This is a genomic window from Microbulbifer sp. CAU 1566 (assembly GCF_023156515.1).
Lineage (GTDB): Bacteria > Pseudomonadota > Gammaproteobacteria > Pseudomonadales > Cellvibrionaceae > Microbulbifer.
Map to the genome: position 1 here is coordinate 170,763 of NZ_JALNMG010000002.1, position 15,728 is coordinate 186,490.

The window sequence follows — 15,728 nt, forward strand, 5'->3', positions numbered from 1 at the left end:
CCTACTCCTATTATTTCGTACTGTGGTATGTACTATGTATATACATACTAAAATGATGATTAATGGCTGGCAATTATTTATCACATCTAAAAATAGATAATAATGAATTATCCATTGTTAGCTGCCATATTTGTCATAAACTAACCTCAGCCGGTACGAAACCCTCTTTCACTCCAACATCCACCTGGCAACTCAACCCAGGGCGCGGACAAGAATCGCATGAGCAACATCGACCAATATATTCACGCGGCTACCCGTGAAAACACGCGACGCAGCTACCAGGCAGCAGTTCAACACTTTGAAGTCAGCTGGGGCGGATTCCTGCCAGCAACAGCAGATAGTGTCGCTCGGTATCTGGCAGATCACGCTGAAACACTGGCCATCAATACGCTGAAGTTACGCCTTTCAGGCCTGGCCCAATGGCATCGAGATCAAGGCTTTCCAGATCCAACCAAGGCACCGATAGTAAAAAAAGTACTCAAGGGTATTAGGGAGCTACACCCGACCAGAGAAAAGCGTGCACGCCCGATACAGTTAGAGGAGCTGACTACTATTGCCGGCCAGCTAGAGTTGGCGCTATCCATTGCAGTGGAAAAAGGTGACAGAAAGGCCTCCATCGTGCACGCTCGCAACCGCGCCCTGCTTCTGCTGGGGTTCTGGCGTGGATTCCGCAGCGATGAGATTTGTCGGCTACGGGTGGAGTTGGTGACAGTTAGACCAGGAGAAGGAATGACGATCTATCTCCCGAGAAGCAAAGGTGACAGACAAAGCCTCGGTCGTGAACTCAAGGTGCCGGCGTTGAGCCACCTATGCCCGGTGTCGGCTTACGAAGAATGGATAAAGAATGCAGATATCGCCGAGGGGCCCGTATTTCGAGCCATTAACCGCTGGGGACACCTTTCTGAAACTGAACTTGCCTCAAACAGCATATCCCCCCTACTTCGACACATGATTGAGCAAGCGGGATTGCACCACAAGAATGTCAGCAGCCACTCGTTGCGCCGTGGATTTGCAAATTGGGCAAATGCTAATGGCTGGGATACGAAAACGTTGATGGAATATGTGGGGTGGAAGGATGTTCAATCGGCAATGCGGTATGTCGATGCTGCGGATCCGTTCTCACAACAGCGCATCGAACAAAACATCTCGACGAGAAAGCCTATTCACAATCTGCCAGAATAAATGAAGCAACCCGGTTCCGATCAAATAGCTACATTTTGAACAATTAAGGCTAGCTGGATCCCCTTCCCTCGCCGGGCCGAAGAGATCACTCTACGTGGCTTGGTGATGCATTTAACTGCCTAAGAAGCTCTAGTTGCCGCTTTTTAGAAAGCTTATCGATTTTACAAATCAGCTCCGCCAAGACATCCGACTCACAGAAAAAGTACGCTACGGGCACACCCAGCTCTTTGCCGATTCTTTTGAGCATTTGGTAATCAGGGCTATGACGCCCCTTTTCATAATGCGTCATGCGACTACTGGCCGAGCCAGGCTCAATACCCAAGCGGATGCCCAGCTCCTTCTGGCTGATGCCTTTCGCGGTGCGCGCTTGGAGCAGACGCAACGGGATGGGAGAAGAGTTGGGCAAAATATAAGCATCTTCGAGTTCTCAGGGACTTAGATTGTCTAAGTATATGGGCATCCGGTATACTTAGGAATCCTAAGCGCCACCTCCAAGCTGTATATTTATGTTCTACTCGATTGCGCTCCCCCATGACTCCATCGAAAATTAAGCCGGAACTACTCGACTTGCTGGTTTCGGGAAAGTTTGACAGTTTCACTTGTCCTGCGCTTACTCAGGCCTACTTTGCGTCTCCTCGCTGCACCAGCCCCACCAAGCGCGCGGCAAGCCAGATTGTTGCCCGGGCGGTCAAAGCCCTGGAAGGCGATCAGTTAATTGTGGGCACCTCCTCAACATCCGGCAGAGCTAAGCAGTATCAACTTACTGAAGATTTCTATCGAATCTTCTCTGTGGCGCGCGTTGCTCCTTTATCGACACAAGAGCCCAACGCCCCAAATGAAAGCTTTCTCGCGATACTTGAGGGAAAGTTACATGAATACAAAATCGAGCTTTTGGAGGCGATCGGGGAAGTCGAAGAGTATGAAGAGCTAAGTAAAACAGCGCCGGAGAAAAGGAGCCAAATCCAAGTGCTCTACGATCGTGCGCGTGATCAATTTTCTAGAACGCAGGGACGAGTCAAGGCTATCGAGGCCGTACTCGCTGAAGTAAAGCGATCTTAATCAATGCAATTACGAAAATGGCAGTCCGAGTGCATATCACAAGCGCTTGAGTATTACAGTACGGGAAAAACACATTTCATGTGTCTAGCAACTCCTGGTGCAGGGAAAACAGTAATGGCATCCACCCTAGCCAATCAATTATTTGACTCAAATCTAATAGACTTAGTAATTTGCTTTTCTCCTTCTGTTGTAGTGGCTGAGGATTTTAGATATGAGTTGGAGCAAATTACCGGCAATCGCATTGACGGATTGCTTGGGTCTTCCGGATCTTCGCTGACATACCAGTCATTGCGTAATCTCGGAGAGCGATTTTGGGCCCTTTTTGAGCAATACAGAGTCTTCGTAATCTTTGATGAGATCCATCATTGCGCGGGCAACAGTATTGAGTACTCAAACGCCTGGGGTGAAAAAATTATCACCCATATACAAGGACGCGCATCTTATACATTGGCACTCACCGGAACGCCCTGGCGATCAGACCTACTACCCGTAGTCCTGGCAAACTATTGCGATGAAAATCATATGGTTCACTGTGATTACCAATACGGCCTCAATGAAGCGATATTAGATAGTGTGTGCCGAACGCCAGTTATGATTGCTATTGACAACAATCAAGTTCAGTTTCAGCGCGACGATGATAGTAAACTGTATCGATCTTTCAGAAGTTTGCTTACCGAATCTGACTGCACCTATCAGGAGCTATTGGAAAGCCGAGACCTAATTCTCTACTGCTTGAATCAAGCCAATCAGAAATTGGATTCATTACGGACGAAAAAGCCTAATTCTGGTGGATTAATAGTCGCCACATCAATTGCCCATGCCGAGAAGATACATGCAATTCTTGCTGGTGAATTAGGTGAACATGCCGATATCGTAACGCACAAAAATGAAAATTCCATATCTACGATCCACAACTTCAAGAAATCAGATAGGAAATGGATCATATCGGTTGGCATGATCAGTGAAGGAACGAATATCCCCCGCCTTCAGGTATGCTGTCATTTAACCCGAGTAAAAACCGAACTGTACTTCCGCCAAATCCTTGGCAGAATTCTGCGTTCCGGTGGCGGCCCTAATGAAATTGGGTATATGTATTTTCCCGCAGAACCAACGCTAATGGATTACGCAGAAAGAATTGAAAGTGACATCCCAAATACCGCCACTATAAAATCATTTCTTTCAAAAAATCATGACCAAGTAAGTTCAGTCGAGATTCTGCCCAGATCAAATGTAAATAGTCAGAAATCGGGAACTATCAGCTTTTCCCCTCAAGAGCCGGAGGTTGTCTACTCGACGGTAAGAGTTAACGACAAAAGGCAAGATTTGGAACTGCCGATTGACGCCACATACCAAGATTCAGACTTATCAAGAAACTACTTGAGATCAATAAACATATCTGGAAATTTCATTCGCAAACGGTTATCGCCACAGTTGGCCAAAAGCTATTGATAACCTCAACTACGACATATCAATGCGGTAAACTGTCATTATTCGTCTCAGTGTCGCTCGTTTGAGAGGTATCGAAAGCGGAAACTCTCAGCCTTCAATCAACCGCGCGAATTTCTCATGAGTCTATTTCTCAAAATTGACAGGAATCTTACGGGTCGGGACTTTGTCGTCGGCGATGTGCACGGCCACTTGCAGCAACTGCTTACGCAATTGCAGGAGGTCACCTTCGACACATCTCTTGACCGCCTGTTCTTTCTTGGGGATCTGGTCGACCGAGGTCCGGATAGCGAAGCCCTCCTCGCAATGATTGATCAACAAACCTTTTTCAGTGTTGCTGGCAATCATGAAGCGATGATGATCGCCGGGTTCGAGAACCCCGAGACCGCTGCCAGGCATCGCGCTAACGGCGGTGAATGGTTCTACATGCTGCCGCGGGCTCAGAGGCAGCACTTAGTGAGCCAGGTCAGACGCTGGCCTTGGGCCATTGAGCTGGATACCGGCCGCCAGTGTATCGGGCTAGTCCACGCCAATGTTATCGGCGGTAGCTGGCCACGGACTCAGCTCGCCTTAACCGCTATCGAAGAGGCCTGGTCAGCAGACATATCACTCGAAAACGACGAGCGAATGGCTAGCGCTGCGGAGCAGTTCTTGTGGGATCGTTCCCTAGCGAGCCAGCTGTATAGGCATCTGCTCGGCCTGGGCAATGTAAAGCGTACTTTGGCCGAATACAAACGATTATTCCTGGAGCACCTGGACACAATTGACCATGCCCAACCGGAAGCGCTTGCCCCATTTCAGATCAGCGGCATCGATGCACTCTACCTTGGCCACAATTTCGTACCCAGGCCAGTCTCCGTGGGCAACTGCTACTTTTTGGACACCTATCGTGGCGAGGGAGGCGAGCAGTTGGCTTTGATATGCGTTAGTGAGTTTTCAAGGTAGCCATCCGGTACACCTGCGGTCCCAACCTAATTCCGCCGTGTAATTTAGGTATCCACCTATCAACAAGTGGACAACAAATATGAGCGGAATTATTACCGGTAAGACACCGGTGCACCCCGCTATACCCACAATGAGCCCGAAAGTTGGCTTGCCATTAAGACGTATTTTCAATTTGGGGCACATAACAGCTACGCGAAATAGGAGTATCTGATGTGCAATCAGGTGCTTCTGTTGGTAGCCCACTACAATGCCCTACCTGCCTGTGTCGATAGGGTCGGACTTGGTGGAGACCTAGCATGCCGCGCTGTTCAACAACCTCCACCGGAGAATGGTTACGGAAGGCCCTGTTCGGTGTGGACATCCAACAGTACGCTAGATCCTGATTTCTTGGAAAAAGTATCCGTAGGCTTTTGTGTGTTCGGAGAAGAATCCGCACCCGGTCTAGCGTATCGGTGTCATCCGCCAAGGGCTCTCCCTGACGGAGCCCTTCCGGGATCACAGGCCTATCCAGGAGAAGGCCAAGCAGGGTGTATTGCTGAGACTTAGGCAACTCCCAGTGGGTGAAAAGAGCGATGATTTGAGTGCTGAGTTGAGATCGCAGTTCGGCATCCAGCCGGCGGCACACCCCATCCTGACTCATGATTTTCCCGTATACCCGAGCTGGTGATCAAGCCAGTATACAAGCCGAACCACAGAATGAAGCAATCCACACTTTGTCCAAGATTCGTTCAAACCCCTTCTTCTCAAGGAGATGTGTCAGATCTGGTCTGAACTAATCCAATTCACGGTTTTATTCAGAATTTCCCTAACTACTAACCCGATAACCTCACGGGTTATCGGGCTGCAAAATCTACTTACCTTTCATTGCGCACTCACTATCTGTTCTGTGGTCTAAATATGCAGAATATGGAAGTATAACAGTATCTGCTATGGCGCTGAGTGGTAAATCAACCAGAGCAAACGGTATAATTATTTTACGAAAATTTGAGTGTGAAGCAGCGGCTGTACATATATGCATGCTATCCAGTTTTACACCTCCGAAAACATAGCTTAATTCTTTTTTACAAGGATTCGGGGTGTTATCAAATCCAGTCCTAACTATTGTTCCACAACCAACTACGTTGAACCCAATAAATGCGACCAGAAAAGTCTTCAATAAATAAGATTTCACTTATACAGCCCCTTAACACTAAAAACCTAATGTCATGGGCACTGAATATTGGGATCTGAACTACACCCACCACCGCCACCACAACACTGAGGGACCAAAACAAGACTTTCATCAGACTTGATGTAACCCCGATCGGCAGCCTCAGCTCTTCCGAAAACAACCATGCGATGAGGCATAGCAGATGATATCGAACTACCTACTCCGTTAGAAATAGCCTCTTTTAATTTCCTAGAATCGCTAAATTTCTCATTCAAAATTTGCACGCTCTCAACAGCTCCGTTTTCATCTATTTCAGAGCGAAACCAAATGGACTCACTTTTCTTAAGCAAACCAGGTGGAAATTTCTCCTCAAATCTAATTGTCGGAAGCCGCCCCATCATTGAAGGGTCGTGTGCTCCATCAGCAGCCTCTATTATTAGCACCTCTCTCTCAGCGCCCGTCATTTCGAACTCAAGAGAGCCATATATTGAGTCGAGCTTATCTGAAAACTGTTCAGTAGATGCTCCCTTTAAAGCTAACTTACCCATCCCGGTTTTTTCCAAGATGCCCCACTCTTCAACAAATGTCGGTTTGCCAGGATTGATTTTTGATCTATAAAGATCAAAATTGAGTTCGCTAATTTGAATACCATTCGTTCCATCCCCCAACAATAGCGTTGTAGTGGAAGCAAGAGATCCTCCACAAACTGGAGGCTCGGGATTCAAACAGTCATGACAGTTGGAAAACGACAAAAAATCGTCTGCGGCTTCTCGCCACTCATCGCTGCAAAGATTTCCCACTGCGCTTAAACAATGCCCGTGCACATCACAGCACATATCGTGATCAGCGCAATCTTGGGAGTAAACCCCAGTACCATCAGTCCCGCCACATCCCGGACCACACCGACCAACACAGTCATTTTGTGTCGTACATCCAATTAGGTGCGTATAACTTCTCAAGCCATGCGAAGGACATGCGTCATGTGAAGTAGTTCTATAAGCCCATCCACATGTAAAATATGTCACATTGTCATTATCTGAGAGGTTGTAGCATGGAGGGGGAGGCGGTGGACAGCTAGCACTCGGCGCTAAAGCTGAATCTGGATTTTCACAAGGCGCACTCGGATATATTATTTCATCAATTACTTCACTTTTAGCATAATCATTACTAGCATCATCTTTAGCTTCTCCGTTACCCGTTGATGCGCTCGCATCAATTTGAATCTTTCCTGATATTTCGCTGATCGGTTCCCCTACGGGTGTACCTGACAGCCATCCTGTAGCTTTATATATCAACTGCTTTTGCAAGTTTCGGCTTTTCGCCCAACCTTCAGAGTCTAACTTATAGGACAGGGACTGAAATGCCACCTTTTCTACGGATGTCAGTGATGTACCATAACCATTTATGGAGAAGTCGTTCGTACTAACCCCGTAACTAAAGTCAACAACCAGAGATCCAACTTTGAAACTTAGATCAATAATATCGCCATCTTTCGATTCGCTGACTATTTGTATGTTAATTCCATCTAGATGATAGATTGAACGTAGTCTCTTTTTAGATTTTGTTACTGTTAGCTTTCCTCGTTCACTTAGCTGAGTTAGGTCTTCTCTAGTAATTTTCTTCTTTGACTTACCGATAGCTTCTTTCGTAATTGAATGAACTGATTTCGAATCTGAATCAGGAATACTTTCTTGTGAAATAGCGAAAAATGAAAATGAACTTAAAAGAATAACATATGCTATTAGACGTAAACTACGCAGTATAACCATATTGACATCCCTGTTTTATGACGTTCAGCGGTACTATATATAAAAGAAGCCAGCATCAGTGCAGTTATGCGCGCCAATTTATGGCAATTTAGACATTATGTGACGCAGAAGTGAGTTTGATAAAGCAACTTTTCTTCTGTAAATACCCGGTCAGCTGATCGCCGGTTTTCACATCGTTAAATACTTCTTAGTTAAAGCGAAGGTGAGTATTGATGGGCAAATATTGACTGTTCTCGATCAAACCTGAAGACTTTCTGGTTCCACTAGACGTCGACAGAGGGCATTGCGCAGTCCTACCATATAAACACAATATAGTCATCTCATATTTTTGATGATATCAACTCCACGACCTGGAAACCGGGGAATAGATCGCCCACCATACCCTCTGCCGGGAAAAGGGCCGCATCATCAAGAACAACAATCACTACCGCGACCTAGCCCAGCGCATCGCCGACCAGAAAGCCGCCATCGGCGGATTGCTACCAACAGGCTAGGCCTCGGACCCCTGCGAGCCGCTCAAAGCGCCTCGCCGCGGATCTACAAAGACCAATTGACAGGCGCCCATGACCCGCTGAAGGCCCACGCACCGGACGCCCGGGATCGCCGTAGGTGTTGTTGTAACACCCGCAGCTCACCGCGAGACAGCCAGCTGACACCAGTGGCTGAGTACCTAGGTCCAATTTAACCGACCCAGCGGCCAGGAGGTGACCCATGAGCCAGCTTGATCTCACCACCGCGCAGTACCGGTCCCTGCAGAATCTGCTCGCCGAAGCGGAAAGCCAGGAGCTGTCCTACCTAGTCTTTGCTCAGCGTCTGGCCGAGAAACCACTGGAAAGCTTCGACTACCGTCGCCAAACCAGCATGACCAAGCGCCAGGCGAATGCACTGCTGGACTTCGGCTTTATTGACCAGCGGGAGAATCTCGTGTTCATTGGATCGCCCGGCGCGGGCAAGACCCACTTGGCCATTGGCAGCGGCCAGAAAGCGGTCTAGGCCGACTACAAAGTCCTGTTCCGCACCGCGCTAGCGTTGATCGAAGACCTGGAACTGGCGGAGATGAAGGGCGAGCTGAAAAAGCGGCTTACCCAACTGGGTAAATAAGACGTACTCATCATTGATGAACAGCGATGACACGCCAGGCCCGCTGCAACCTGCTCCAGTTGATCAACAAGCTGTACGAGTACCGCTCAATCATCCTGAGACCACCAACAAAGACTTCACTGCCTGGGGAGGATTCTTACACGACTACAACGTGGCGGTGCCCATCAGCAACCCGGTCATCCACCACTAACATATCTTCATGCTGGGAGGAGAGAGCTGTCGACTGAAGCAGAAAACTACCGGTTCTACCGCACTGGGTGCGGTCAATGTCATTGGCCGAAGGTGGTTCAAAATGAGTAGCCATTGACACTGGTATACCATGAAGGCCAATGTGGTCAGGTAAAGGCTTGCGGCGGGACACTTAAGGAGCCGGTGAGCGATATCGGCAAGCGCTCGTTACATGTTATGAAGCGCTTTCCAGGATCAAACGCCCTCAACTACCCCATCCCCCAGCTCTCAACCTCAAATCGTACCATCGCCAATTCTAACGAAACCTGCACCCGGAAAGATGGAGCGCCATGAGCACCTAGGTCGGCTCCACTTATCTCTAGCAGTTTCTGTGGGAAGTGACCAGAAATATTGGTACAGGCTACATAGGATTGCGCCAGCGCCGATTGCGTGTCGTCCAGCTCTCGGACGATACTTTTTCCAGCAGGCTTATTACTGGTAAAGATCGCAGTATTTGTATTTGACTAGTCACACTCTCGCTCCCGTGGACCATCCAAATGCCCAATTCTGGTCAAACCCCATAGAAGAATAGCTAATAAAATCCATGGATTAGGGATCAAGAGACGAGCGATTTACCCGAAATCAGTCCATCACCCATTTAAGTGTCATGCGTCAACCATGCACCTAGACTAGTCCATATAAATCAACGAAGTATTGAGCTTTACGCGATTTTTCTTTCGATATCGTTAAAGAACTATCAATTGAAGTACCAACTCACTGCTGGCGCAATCCGCTCACTAGCCACAACGACCGAATAGTGATTTGGGCGCAGTGGGCAAGTGTACTTCGAAATTTTTTGTCCGATAGGGGGCAGTATTCAGTCCTTGCTGACAGCTCGAGCACGCTATAGATAGCCTTGAAAAAGTGAAAAATGAGTCGATTTCGACCAGTCAACCGAAGAATTAAGTGTAATAGTATTTTTGTGAATCCGATGCCACGTCGAATTCCGAAGTATTGCGTCAAGGATTACCTAAAGGCCGAGATTTAAAAGCTTGTAAACTGAACCTGAACTGACAGAAAGCTTTCTGAAACACCGCCACCCGGTAGAGAAAGTCTGAAATACAACAAATTATCTATAGCTGTTCCAAGAAGTATTTCCTTTTCGAAACGAATCGAGAGTTAACCATGCACCCGGCTTTCTAACAAAGGTTTCAGGTTGGCCATTGGAATATTGGCCTTTATCAACAGTTGGGTATAGCCCTAGGTACTCTTGCCCTCTAAAAGATGAAGAGGCATAGTCTAAAACAGGTAATACTGCAACTGAGCCGCCACTAAACCCATCAAAGTAGCCCAGCTCCCAAGGCATCCATTTTGATCCTGAAGCGTTGTCCGTAGCGAGAAAAATCAAAGACTTCGACTGCTTCATTCTAGCGCGCAAAAGTTCAGCGGTCTCAGCAGATACGCTCTCCCGATTGGCCTGAGGATCGTCTTGCCAGTCAACGTATACTTTGATTCCTTTACGCGTGAGAATTTCCTTTACGCCCAAAACTAATTCAGCATCTTTTGAGGAGTGAGATAGAAAGACATCAAAGCTATCGTAGGAAGTCGCAGATCTTATCTCTGACTCCAAAATAGCTTTGGCATTGATTTTGTAACTATTATTTACCTTCGCGCGGGCAGCTTGCCGTACTTCGTCTTTTGTGAAGAATGCCATTAAAGGACCTATAAATTATTCAATATACTCTCAAGAGTTTTCAAATGATCTTTATCTAACCTTGTCTTGTCCCCTAAGGACAACAGGTAAGGTTTAATATTTTTAAGGTTTTTCGGAAAAATATTTTCGAAATTAGACACAACTTCACGCCACAACTCCTCGGAAATGCTTCCCGTGAAACCTAGCGGAAGGGGCAAAACACCTTTCGCCAAAGAGATGTCAAACTCTTCCCTCATGCCAGCTGAACTAGCCAAACCATTTTCAATGGCTTTGTTCCCAAAGATAAATATCGCCACTCCAGAGTAATCCAACATATCTTCTCTGTATCGCCGCCATATTTTTTTAGCGTCGTCTGACTGTGGGAAAGGACGAATTTGCAGTTGATCAGTCAACTTTCCTCTTTGGTTTCTGTATATTTCTCGTAATGCACCTTCTACAATCGCGCTACCGACGCCCAGGCCGAGACCGTTAACTATACGAAAACCTTTTTGCACTACCAATGCTGAAATATCCGCACATAAATTCATCGCATCAGCGTCGCTCCATGGTGAATAGTCGTCTGCTGCACCACTAATGAAAATAGTTTTTCGCTTATGAACACATTCAATTTTCTTGAGTATTTCTGTAACTTGATCATATGAGTCTATCAAAACAGTCTGGATGTTATATCGGTGCTTAAGATCATTAACAAAATGGTTCTGTTTTATCTGTCGATACTCGAAATCACCGGGGCTATCTGACTCTTGTTGCTGCTCTTTTCTAAGTATGCAGTAATGAGTTCTCTGACATATACCTACCTCTGACCGTATCCGACCTAAGACATGATCTAAATTTGGATCACTAAAACTGAAGCCTAGAAATAAGAATGTTTTAGAAACCAACTCACCAGCTAAAGCAGTGACAAACGGCCCCCTCTTTTGCATGTAAGTTTGATAGTCATCTTTAGCTATAACTGCATCGTTAGGGTACTGGGCATCGCCATGCATTTTATATACGACCGCATCACGATTACGAATTGTTCGTGGAAGATCAGCCTTCGCGTGCTTAACATCTGGGATCTTTCCGGCCTCGCTCAAAGCCCTTTCGATTAGACAGTCATAATTTGTTGTCCAGTATGTCGCTATTGGTAATCTAGCTAAAATACGGTGGTTCTCTGTTACAGAATTTTCATTCAAAAAATGATCGATTATCGCCCGATTCAACCCATCTCGATTCGCGCCTCTATCATTTAGATGGTATTGGGCTAGCGATACTAAATCAGTCTCTTTATCGACATCCAAATTCAATTCTTCAGCTATTTCTCGCAGTAAATCAGACCAGTTTACGAACCCAGCACCAACTGACAGCCCTGCTCCCGCAAAAATAGCTGCATTATTTTCGTCAATCTCACGAGAAAATTTCTTAATGAAGTTCTCAATAGAAACCAATGACATCACCCCAATAAATTTTTTAGATTTTCCCAATTCCAACGATACAACCTTCCGGCATCGGGAACTGGCGTGTACGCCCCATTTTTATAGCCAATAACCTGAACTATAGGGATACGCTCCTCCCTGGCCATCGATACCTCAGCCAAGACACCTGGGGCTCTATAAGTTTTTGGGCCGACCATAACAAGTACGATATCGGATCGTTTGATTGCTGACCGTGCCTTATCTTTCCAGGACCGCTCAGGAGCAGCTTCTTTCAAACTATGATCAATTACATTAAATGGTGAATCAGGGTTTCTCGCTTGCTGGATGATGAAATCTTTCAAGGCTCGGTCTTCATCAAAGTCGAAACTCACAAATACTCTTCTTTTCGTAAACATTACTGTTTCTCCGATGATATTTTTTCCCAACAAGTAGGATGCACCACCAACGAGCGCCGCCCCCAATCCTGGAGCAATTAGTTGGCCCAATAGAGCGCCGGTGCCGAAGCTGGCTGCTTTCTCCCATGTTCCTTGTGACAGATGATGCTTGCAGTATTTGTGGCCACCGGAACATAGGATTGAACAGCGTGCCCCATCTCGTCTCACTCCAGCACACATCGCCATTGTTACTTCTCTTTCCGGACACCCTTAAACGGTGTCTTGTCAGAGGTCTTAACATCCATAAAACGCCCGGTACTAGCGTCCCGTTTTACCCAGTGACCACTAGTAGTCCGAGTTTGAGAGCGATCGCGTACGGCACCATTGCGACGACCATCACCTTTGGGGGGATTTGTAGCCATTTTGAATCTCCTTAAATAAAGCAGTTTAACCTGAGAGCATTAAAAATGGGTATCCCGTACCCATGCGATAGACTCTATACCCAACATCCCCTTAAATCAACCTGTTTAACCAGAAAATTGAGGTCCAGCATAAAGAAACTCAATCCCACCGGTTGGTGAAGAGACCTCACGCCTCATGATAAGCCCTTGATTTGTAAGGTTTTTTAGCCTGGTACTTGCATTCTGCACTGAGATTCCTAGAGCTTTAGCAACATTCGCGGTACTTGCTCCTTCTTGGCTCAATACAAAGTTCAACAGCTCTCTAGTGGATGTTTTTGCATCTGGCCCTATGACCCGAGTTTCTTTATCCGATATCAGTACCAAAGACTGTTGCTTGGCAATAGCCGCATAGTCCCAGTTATCAATGAGATCCAAGGAGCTGACGTGAGTAATGTAAAACCACTTTTCGCCACGAAGCTGCTTTGATAATGCGATAACGCTCTCTCGCGGAAAGGAAGAGTCCGTTGCCACAATACCCTCCAGAGATATTTCAAACGACTTGCTTAGAGGATTCATATCTACAACACATTGCAGCCGCTTAAACACTTCTCGGCCTAATATATTGCCGAATGGATGGTCATTATTATCTGTAAGTTCGAGCAGTTTAACTAACATACGGTTCTGCTTAACAGGATTAATTTAAGGAGAACATACTAATCTTAGTCTAGGTAAAAATCAAAGCAAACTTGAGTTCCATCGATCCGACATAGTCCTTTTTTCTGAGAAATGTCGACTAGCTCCCCATCTCTATATTTAATTTTCAACTCGAACTCTGGCTGTCGCACAACTACGATCGCATTGTACTTGGCGGCATGGCTTTGCGTCCGCTTAAGACCCAATCCTCTGGCCGCTTCATCAGGATGGGAGCCGAACTGACTTAGGCCCCCTTGTGTCAATGCCCGTGAAACCAAGTAAATATCCGCGTCAACGCTTGACAGTTCAAGCTCCTTGAAAAGGTTTGGATAGTGCATTTGCAAATTGCGCTTTAGCGTCAAGGCTATGCTAAGTCCGCTATCAGAAATCACTGTTTGGATATGACGTCGCTTACCCTTATATAGCTGCAGTGCGACAAAGCCAGGCGTGGGAGTCTCACTATGCTCCTGTACATTGCCAATCAACTCCGAAAAGATAGTAAAGGCAGATTGGTAATAGTTTTCACCTGCGTGAAAGGCAAAGCGTTTGGTGAGATTTTTAGGTAAGGAATAGTCAAATTTTTCCAAATTGATTGAAGCAATTTCAACCAAACTTTCACTGTTACCTCGATACTGTTTCGCTTTAGAACCGGCAGGTCTCGCTGGCAATACTGCAACATCGGAATTCAAGTGATCGAAGAATCCCAGTCGATCAAGGTAGTTCTTTGTACTTTGACAATTTGTAAAGTCCAGTTCGATAGACTTACCTAGATAGGCGGCTTGGTTTGCCAGAGCAATTACTCTGGCCCCAGCAATTAAAAGTATTTTACAATTTTTAGGGAATCGTATTACACACCTATCCTCTTCCGAGGATAGCAAACATCCAGCTATCTTCAGGCTATTCTCAAAGTCATGCTCACTAACCCAATTCGACTTTCCAGTCAAGTCAAAAATATGGCATTCATCAGGTACATACCATTTCCACCCCTTCTGTATTAGCCCGTCAGAATTTGCGTAGAGAATTTTATTTAATGCAGACTTATCTTCGACTCCAAGAATCTTCGAAATTTGTCTTCCAGTAAGCCCCGGAGACTTACGAAGGATGTTTTTTATTTTTTCCTTATCAAGCATCACTCAATAAAATCCTTAGATTCGTGGTGTAGTAAATTAGAATCAAAATCGGCATTAAATTATGACTGCTATTTATCCAAAGAACATATGAGTTCGAATCAAATTGCAATCTTTTCAGGAGGGGCATATCGAAAGAAATCAGAGGAACATTTTCTCTTCCGCAAAGCGAACTATCCAGAAAAAATAACATGCCCCCGGCTAACATTTACCCCAATCGAGCCTGTTCAAATATCACTATTTCGCTATTCTTCAGGAGGCAGTTGCGCCAACAAATTAATAGCATGCAAATACTTCCATAAAACCACACAATGCTTTAATAACTGTGCGCTCAGAACGTATTGGGTAGTGCACCATCCATTCTGTAAATTCGCCTGCACAATGATTTAGGAGCAGGCCACCGTTAGACTGATTGTCGACAAACAAAGTAAAACCCTAAAGGAAATAACCGTGACTTGCGACAATGAGAATACCGCAATTACCGCTATGGCTGAAATCCTGTCCGAGCAGGGATTTGATGACCTAGGGTCAGCGTTCGAAGTGCTGCATAGCGAGCTGATGCTGATAGAGTACCTGGGTGCCGCCGCCTACAAGCGCTCAGGGGGGCATAGAGGCCACGCCAACGGATTCAAGCCCAGGTGCATGCCTACCCGAGTGGGAGATCTGGAGTTGTAAGTGCCGTAGACTCGTGATAGCCAGTTCTACCCTTCTGTCTTAGCGACGGTGATGCGCTGTGAGCGGGCGTTGCGATTGGCATTGGCTGAAGCCTACAGCCATGCTTAAACATCCGAGCCGAACTTGTTCATAGAAATCAATAAGTTAGCGAGTTGTTACGCAACATTTCTCTCAACTTCGTCAAATAGCCAAATTTGCAACAGACATTGGAATTCTTAGTGCAACATACGAGCAGTTAATAAAGACTGTTTCTAAGCGGGATAAGCTCAGGATATTTGAGCTTTAGCTGCGAAGTTAGAATGCAACACTTTTCGAAACGGCATACATTGTTAAATCGTGTATTTAATGGTGAGAGTGAGGCTTTTTGGATGTGGATGCCCACGATGACTCCGGCTGACCGTTATCCTTCAACAGCTCTTTGGTCGGTAACCCAGTTCTGCAAAGAACTTCTCTAGAGAACTTCGCTGACATCGATAAATCCTGCCCGTCCGGCCAGTAAATATCGCGAA

The 15,728-nt window shown here is 46.2% G+C and carries 13 protein-coding genes; 6 read left to right on the forward strand and 7 right to left on the reverse strand.

The genetic code is table 11. From position 1 onward, the window contains the following. Positions 1-219 precede the first annotated feature (219 nt). On the forward strand, positions 220-1,182 hold the full coding sequence (locus M0G74_RS05880; protein WP_207002388.1) for a site-specific integrase: 963 nt from the start codon (positions 220-222) through the stop codon (positions 1,180-1,182). An 85-nt stretch (positions 1,183-1,267) separates the two neighbouring features. On the opposite strand, the gene M0G74_RS05885 is transcribed toward M0G74_RS05880, so the two are convergent. Next, positions 1,268-1,588, reverse strand: a complete 321-nt coding sequence (locus tag M0G74_RS05885) for a helix-turn-helix transcriptional regulator (RefSeq protein WP_207002386.1) — start codon at positions 1,586-1,588, stop codon at positions 1,268-1,270. 125 nt (positions 1,589-1,713) lie between these two features. On the opposite strand from M0G74_RS05885, the gene M0G74_RS05890 reads away from it, so the two are divergent. The 3 genes from M0G74_RS05890 to M0G74_RS05900 all read left to right on the forward strand — a co-directional run bounded on the left by M0G74_RS05890 (position 1,714) and on the right by M0G74_RS05900 (position 4,632). Next, the gene (locus M0G74_RS05890; protein WP_207002384.1) at positions 1,714-2,241 is read left to right on the forward strand and encodes a hypothetical protein; all 528 of its coding nucleotides are present in this window, start codon (positions 1,714-1,716) and stop codon (positions 2,239-2,241) included. Positions 2,242-2,244: 3 nt separating this feature from the next. Further along, positions 2,245-3,690: a DEAD/DEAH box helicase family protein gene (locus tag M0G74_RS05895; protein ID WP_248215580.1), complete on the forward strand. Its 1,446-nt coding sequence runs from the start codon at positions 2,245-2,247 to the stop codon at positions 3,688-3,690. Between the two features lie 117 nt (positions 3,691-3,807). Beyond that, a complete protein-coding gene (locus tag M0G74_RS05900; protein ID WP_248215583.1) occupies positions 3,808-4,632 on the forward strand; it encodes a metallophosphoesterase in 825 nt (274 codons plus the stop codon). Positions 4,633-5,835: 1,203 nt separating this feature from the next. Here the strand turns inward: M0G74_RS05900 and M0G74_RS05905 are convergent. Beyond that, positions 5,836-7,551 carry a hypothetical protein gene (locus M0G74_RS05905; protein WP_207002374.1) on the reverse strand — a complete coding sequence of 572 codons (1,716 nt, stop codon included), beginning with the start codon at positions 7,549-7,551 and terminating at the stop codon, positions 5,836-5,838. 711 nt (positions 7,552-8,262) lie between these two features. On the opposite strand from M0G74_RS05905, the gene M0G74_RS18225 reads away from it, so the two are divergent. Further along, positions 8,263-8,544 carry an ATP-binding protein gene (locus tag M0G74_RS18225; RefSeq protein WP_277987244.1) on the forward strand — a complete coding sequence of 94 codons (282 nt, stop codon included), beginning with the start codon at positions 8,263-8,265 and terminating at the stop codon, positions 8,542-8,544. A 1,405-nt stretch (positions 8,545-9,949) separates the two neighbouring features. Here the strand turns inward: M0G74_RS18225 and M0G74_RS05915 are convergent. The 5 genes from M0G74_RS05915 to M0G74_RS05935 all read right to left on the reverse strand — a co-directional run bounded on the left by M0G74_RS05915 (position 9,950) and on the right by M0G74_RS05935 (position 14,550). Beyond that, positions 9,950-10,534, reverse strand: a complete 585-nt coding sequence (locus tag M0G74_RS05915) for a toll/interleukin-1 receptor domain-containing protein (RefSeq protein WP_207002372.1) — start codon at positions 10,532-10,534, stop codon at positions 9,950-9,952. 8 nt (positions 10,535-10,542) lie between these two features. Continuing rightward, positions 10,543-12,003, reverse strand: coding sequence for an SIR2 family protein (locus tag M0G74_RS05920; RefSeq protein ID WP_207002371.1), 1,461 nt, complete (start codon positions 12,001-12,003; stop codon positions 10,543-10,545). After that, a complete protein-coding gene (locus M0G74_RS05925) occupies positions 11,967-12,569 on the reverse strand; it encodes a TIR domain-containing protein (RefSeq protein WP_248215585.1) in 603 nt (200 codons plus the stop codon). Before M0G74_RS05925 ends, M0G74_RS05920 begins: the two co-directional genes overlap by 37 nt. 281 nt (positions 12,570-12,850) lie before the next feature. Further along, positions 12,851-13,399, reverse strand: a complete 549-nt coding sequence (locus tag M0G74_RS05930) for a helix-turn-helix domain-containing protein (protein WP_207002367.1) — start codon at positions 13,397-13,399, stop codon at positions 12,851-12,853. 44 nt (positions 13,400-13,443) lie between these two features. Then, positions 13,444-14,550: an ATP-binding protein gene (locus tag M0G74_RS05935; RefSeq protein ID WP_207002365.1), complete on the reverse strand. Its 1,107-nt coding sequence runs from the start codon at positions 14,548-14,550 to the stop codon at positions 13,444-13,446. A gap of 444 nt (positions 14,551-14,994) precedes the next feature. Between M0G74_RS05935 and M0G74_RS05940 the strand changes: the two genes are divergently transcribed. After that, complete coding sequence (locus tag M0G74_RS05940) at positions 14,995-15,219, forward strand: hypothetical protein (protein ID WP_207002363.1); 225 nt, start codon at positions 14,995-14,997, stop codon at positions 15,217-15,219. Positions 15,220-15,728: the final 509 nt, after the last annotated feature.

What these genes read in the sequence shown, in the direction of transcription:
- M0G74_RS05880 (WP_207002388.1), top strand. Translation starts at nt 220, where the DNA reads ATGAGCAACATCGACCAATATATTCACGCGGCTACCCGTGAAAACACG.
- M0G74_RS05890 (WP_207002384.1), top strand. Translation starts at nt 1,714, where the DNA reads ATGACTCCATCGAAAATTAAGCCGGAACTACTCGACTTGCTGGTTTCG.
- M0G74_RS05895 (WP_248215580.1), top strand. Translation starts at nt 2,245, where the DNA reads ATGCAATTACGAAAATGGCAGTCCGAGTGCATATCACAAGCGCTTGAG.
- M0G74_RS05900 (WP_248215583.1), top strand. Translation starts at nt 3,808, where the DNA reads ATGAGTCTATTTCTCAAAATTGACAGGAATCTTACGGGTCGGGACTTT.
- M0G74_RS05905 (WP_207002374.1), bottom strand. Translation starts at nt 7,551, where the DNA reads ATGGTTATACTGCGTAGTTTACGTCTAATAGCATATGTTATTCTTTTA.
- M0G74_RS18225 (WP_277987244.1), top strand. Translation starts at nt 8,263, where the DNA reads ATGAGCCAGCTTGATCTCACCACCGCGCAGTACCGGTCCCTGCAGAAT.
- M0G74_RS05915 (WP_207002372.1), bottom strand. Translation starts at nt 10,534, where the DNA reads ATGGCATTCTTCACAAAAGACGAAGTACGGCAAGCTGCCCGCGCGAAG.
- M0G74_RS05925 (WP_248215585.1), bottom strand. Translation starts at nt 12,569, where the DNA reads ATGGCGATGTGTGCTGGAGTGAGACGAGATGGGGCACGCTGTTCAATC.
- M0G74_RS05930 (WP_207002367.1), bottom strand. Translation starts at nt 13,399, where the DNA reads ATGTTAGTTAAACTGCTCGAACTTACAGATAATAATGACCATCCATTC.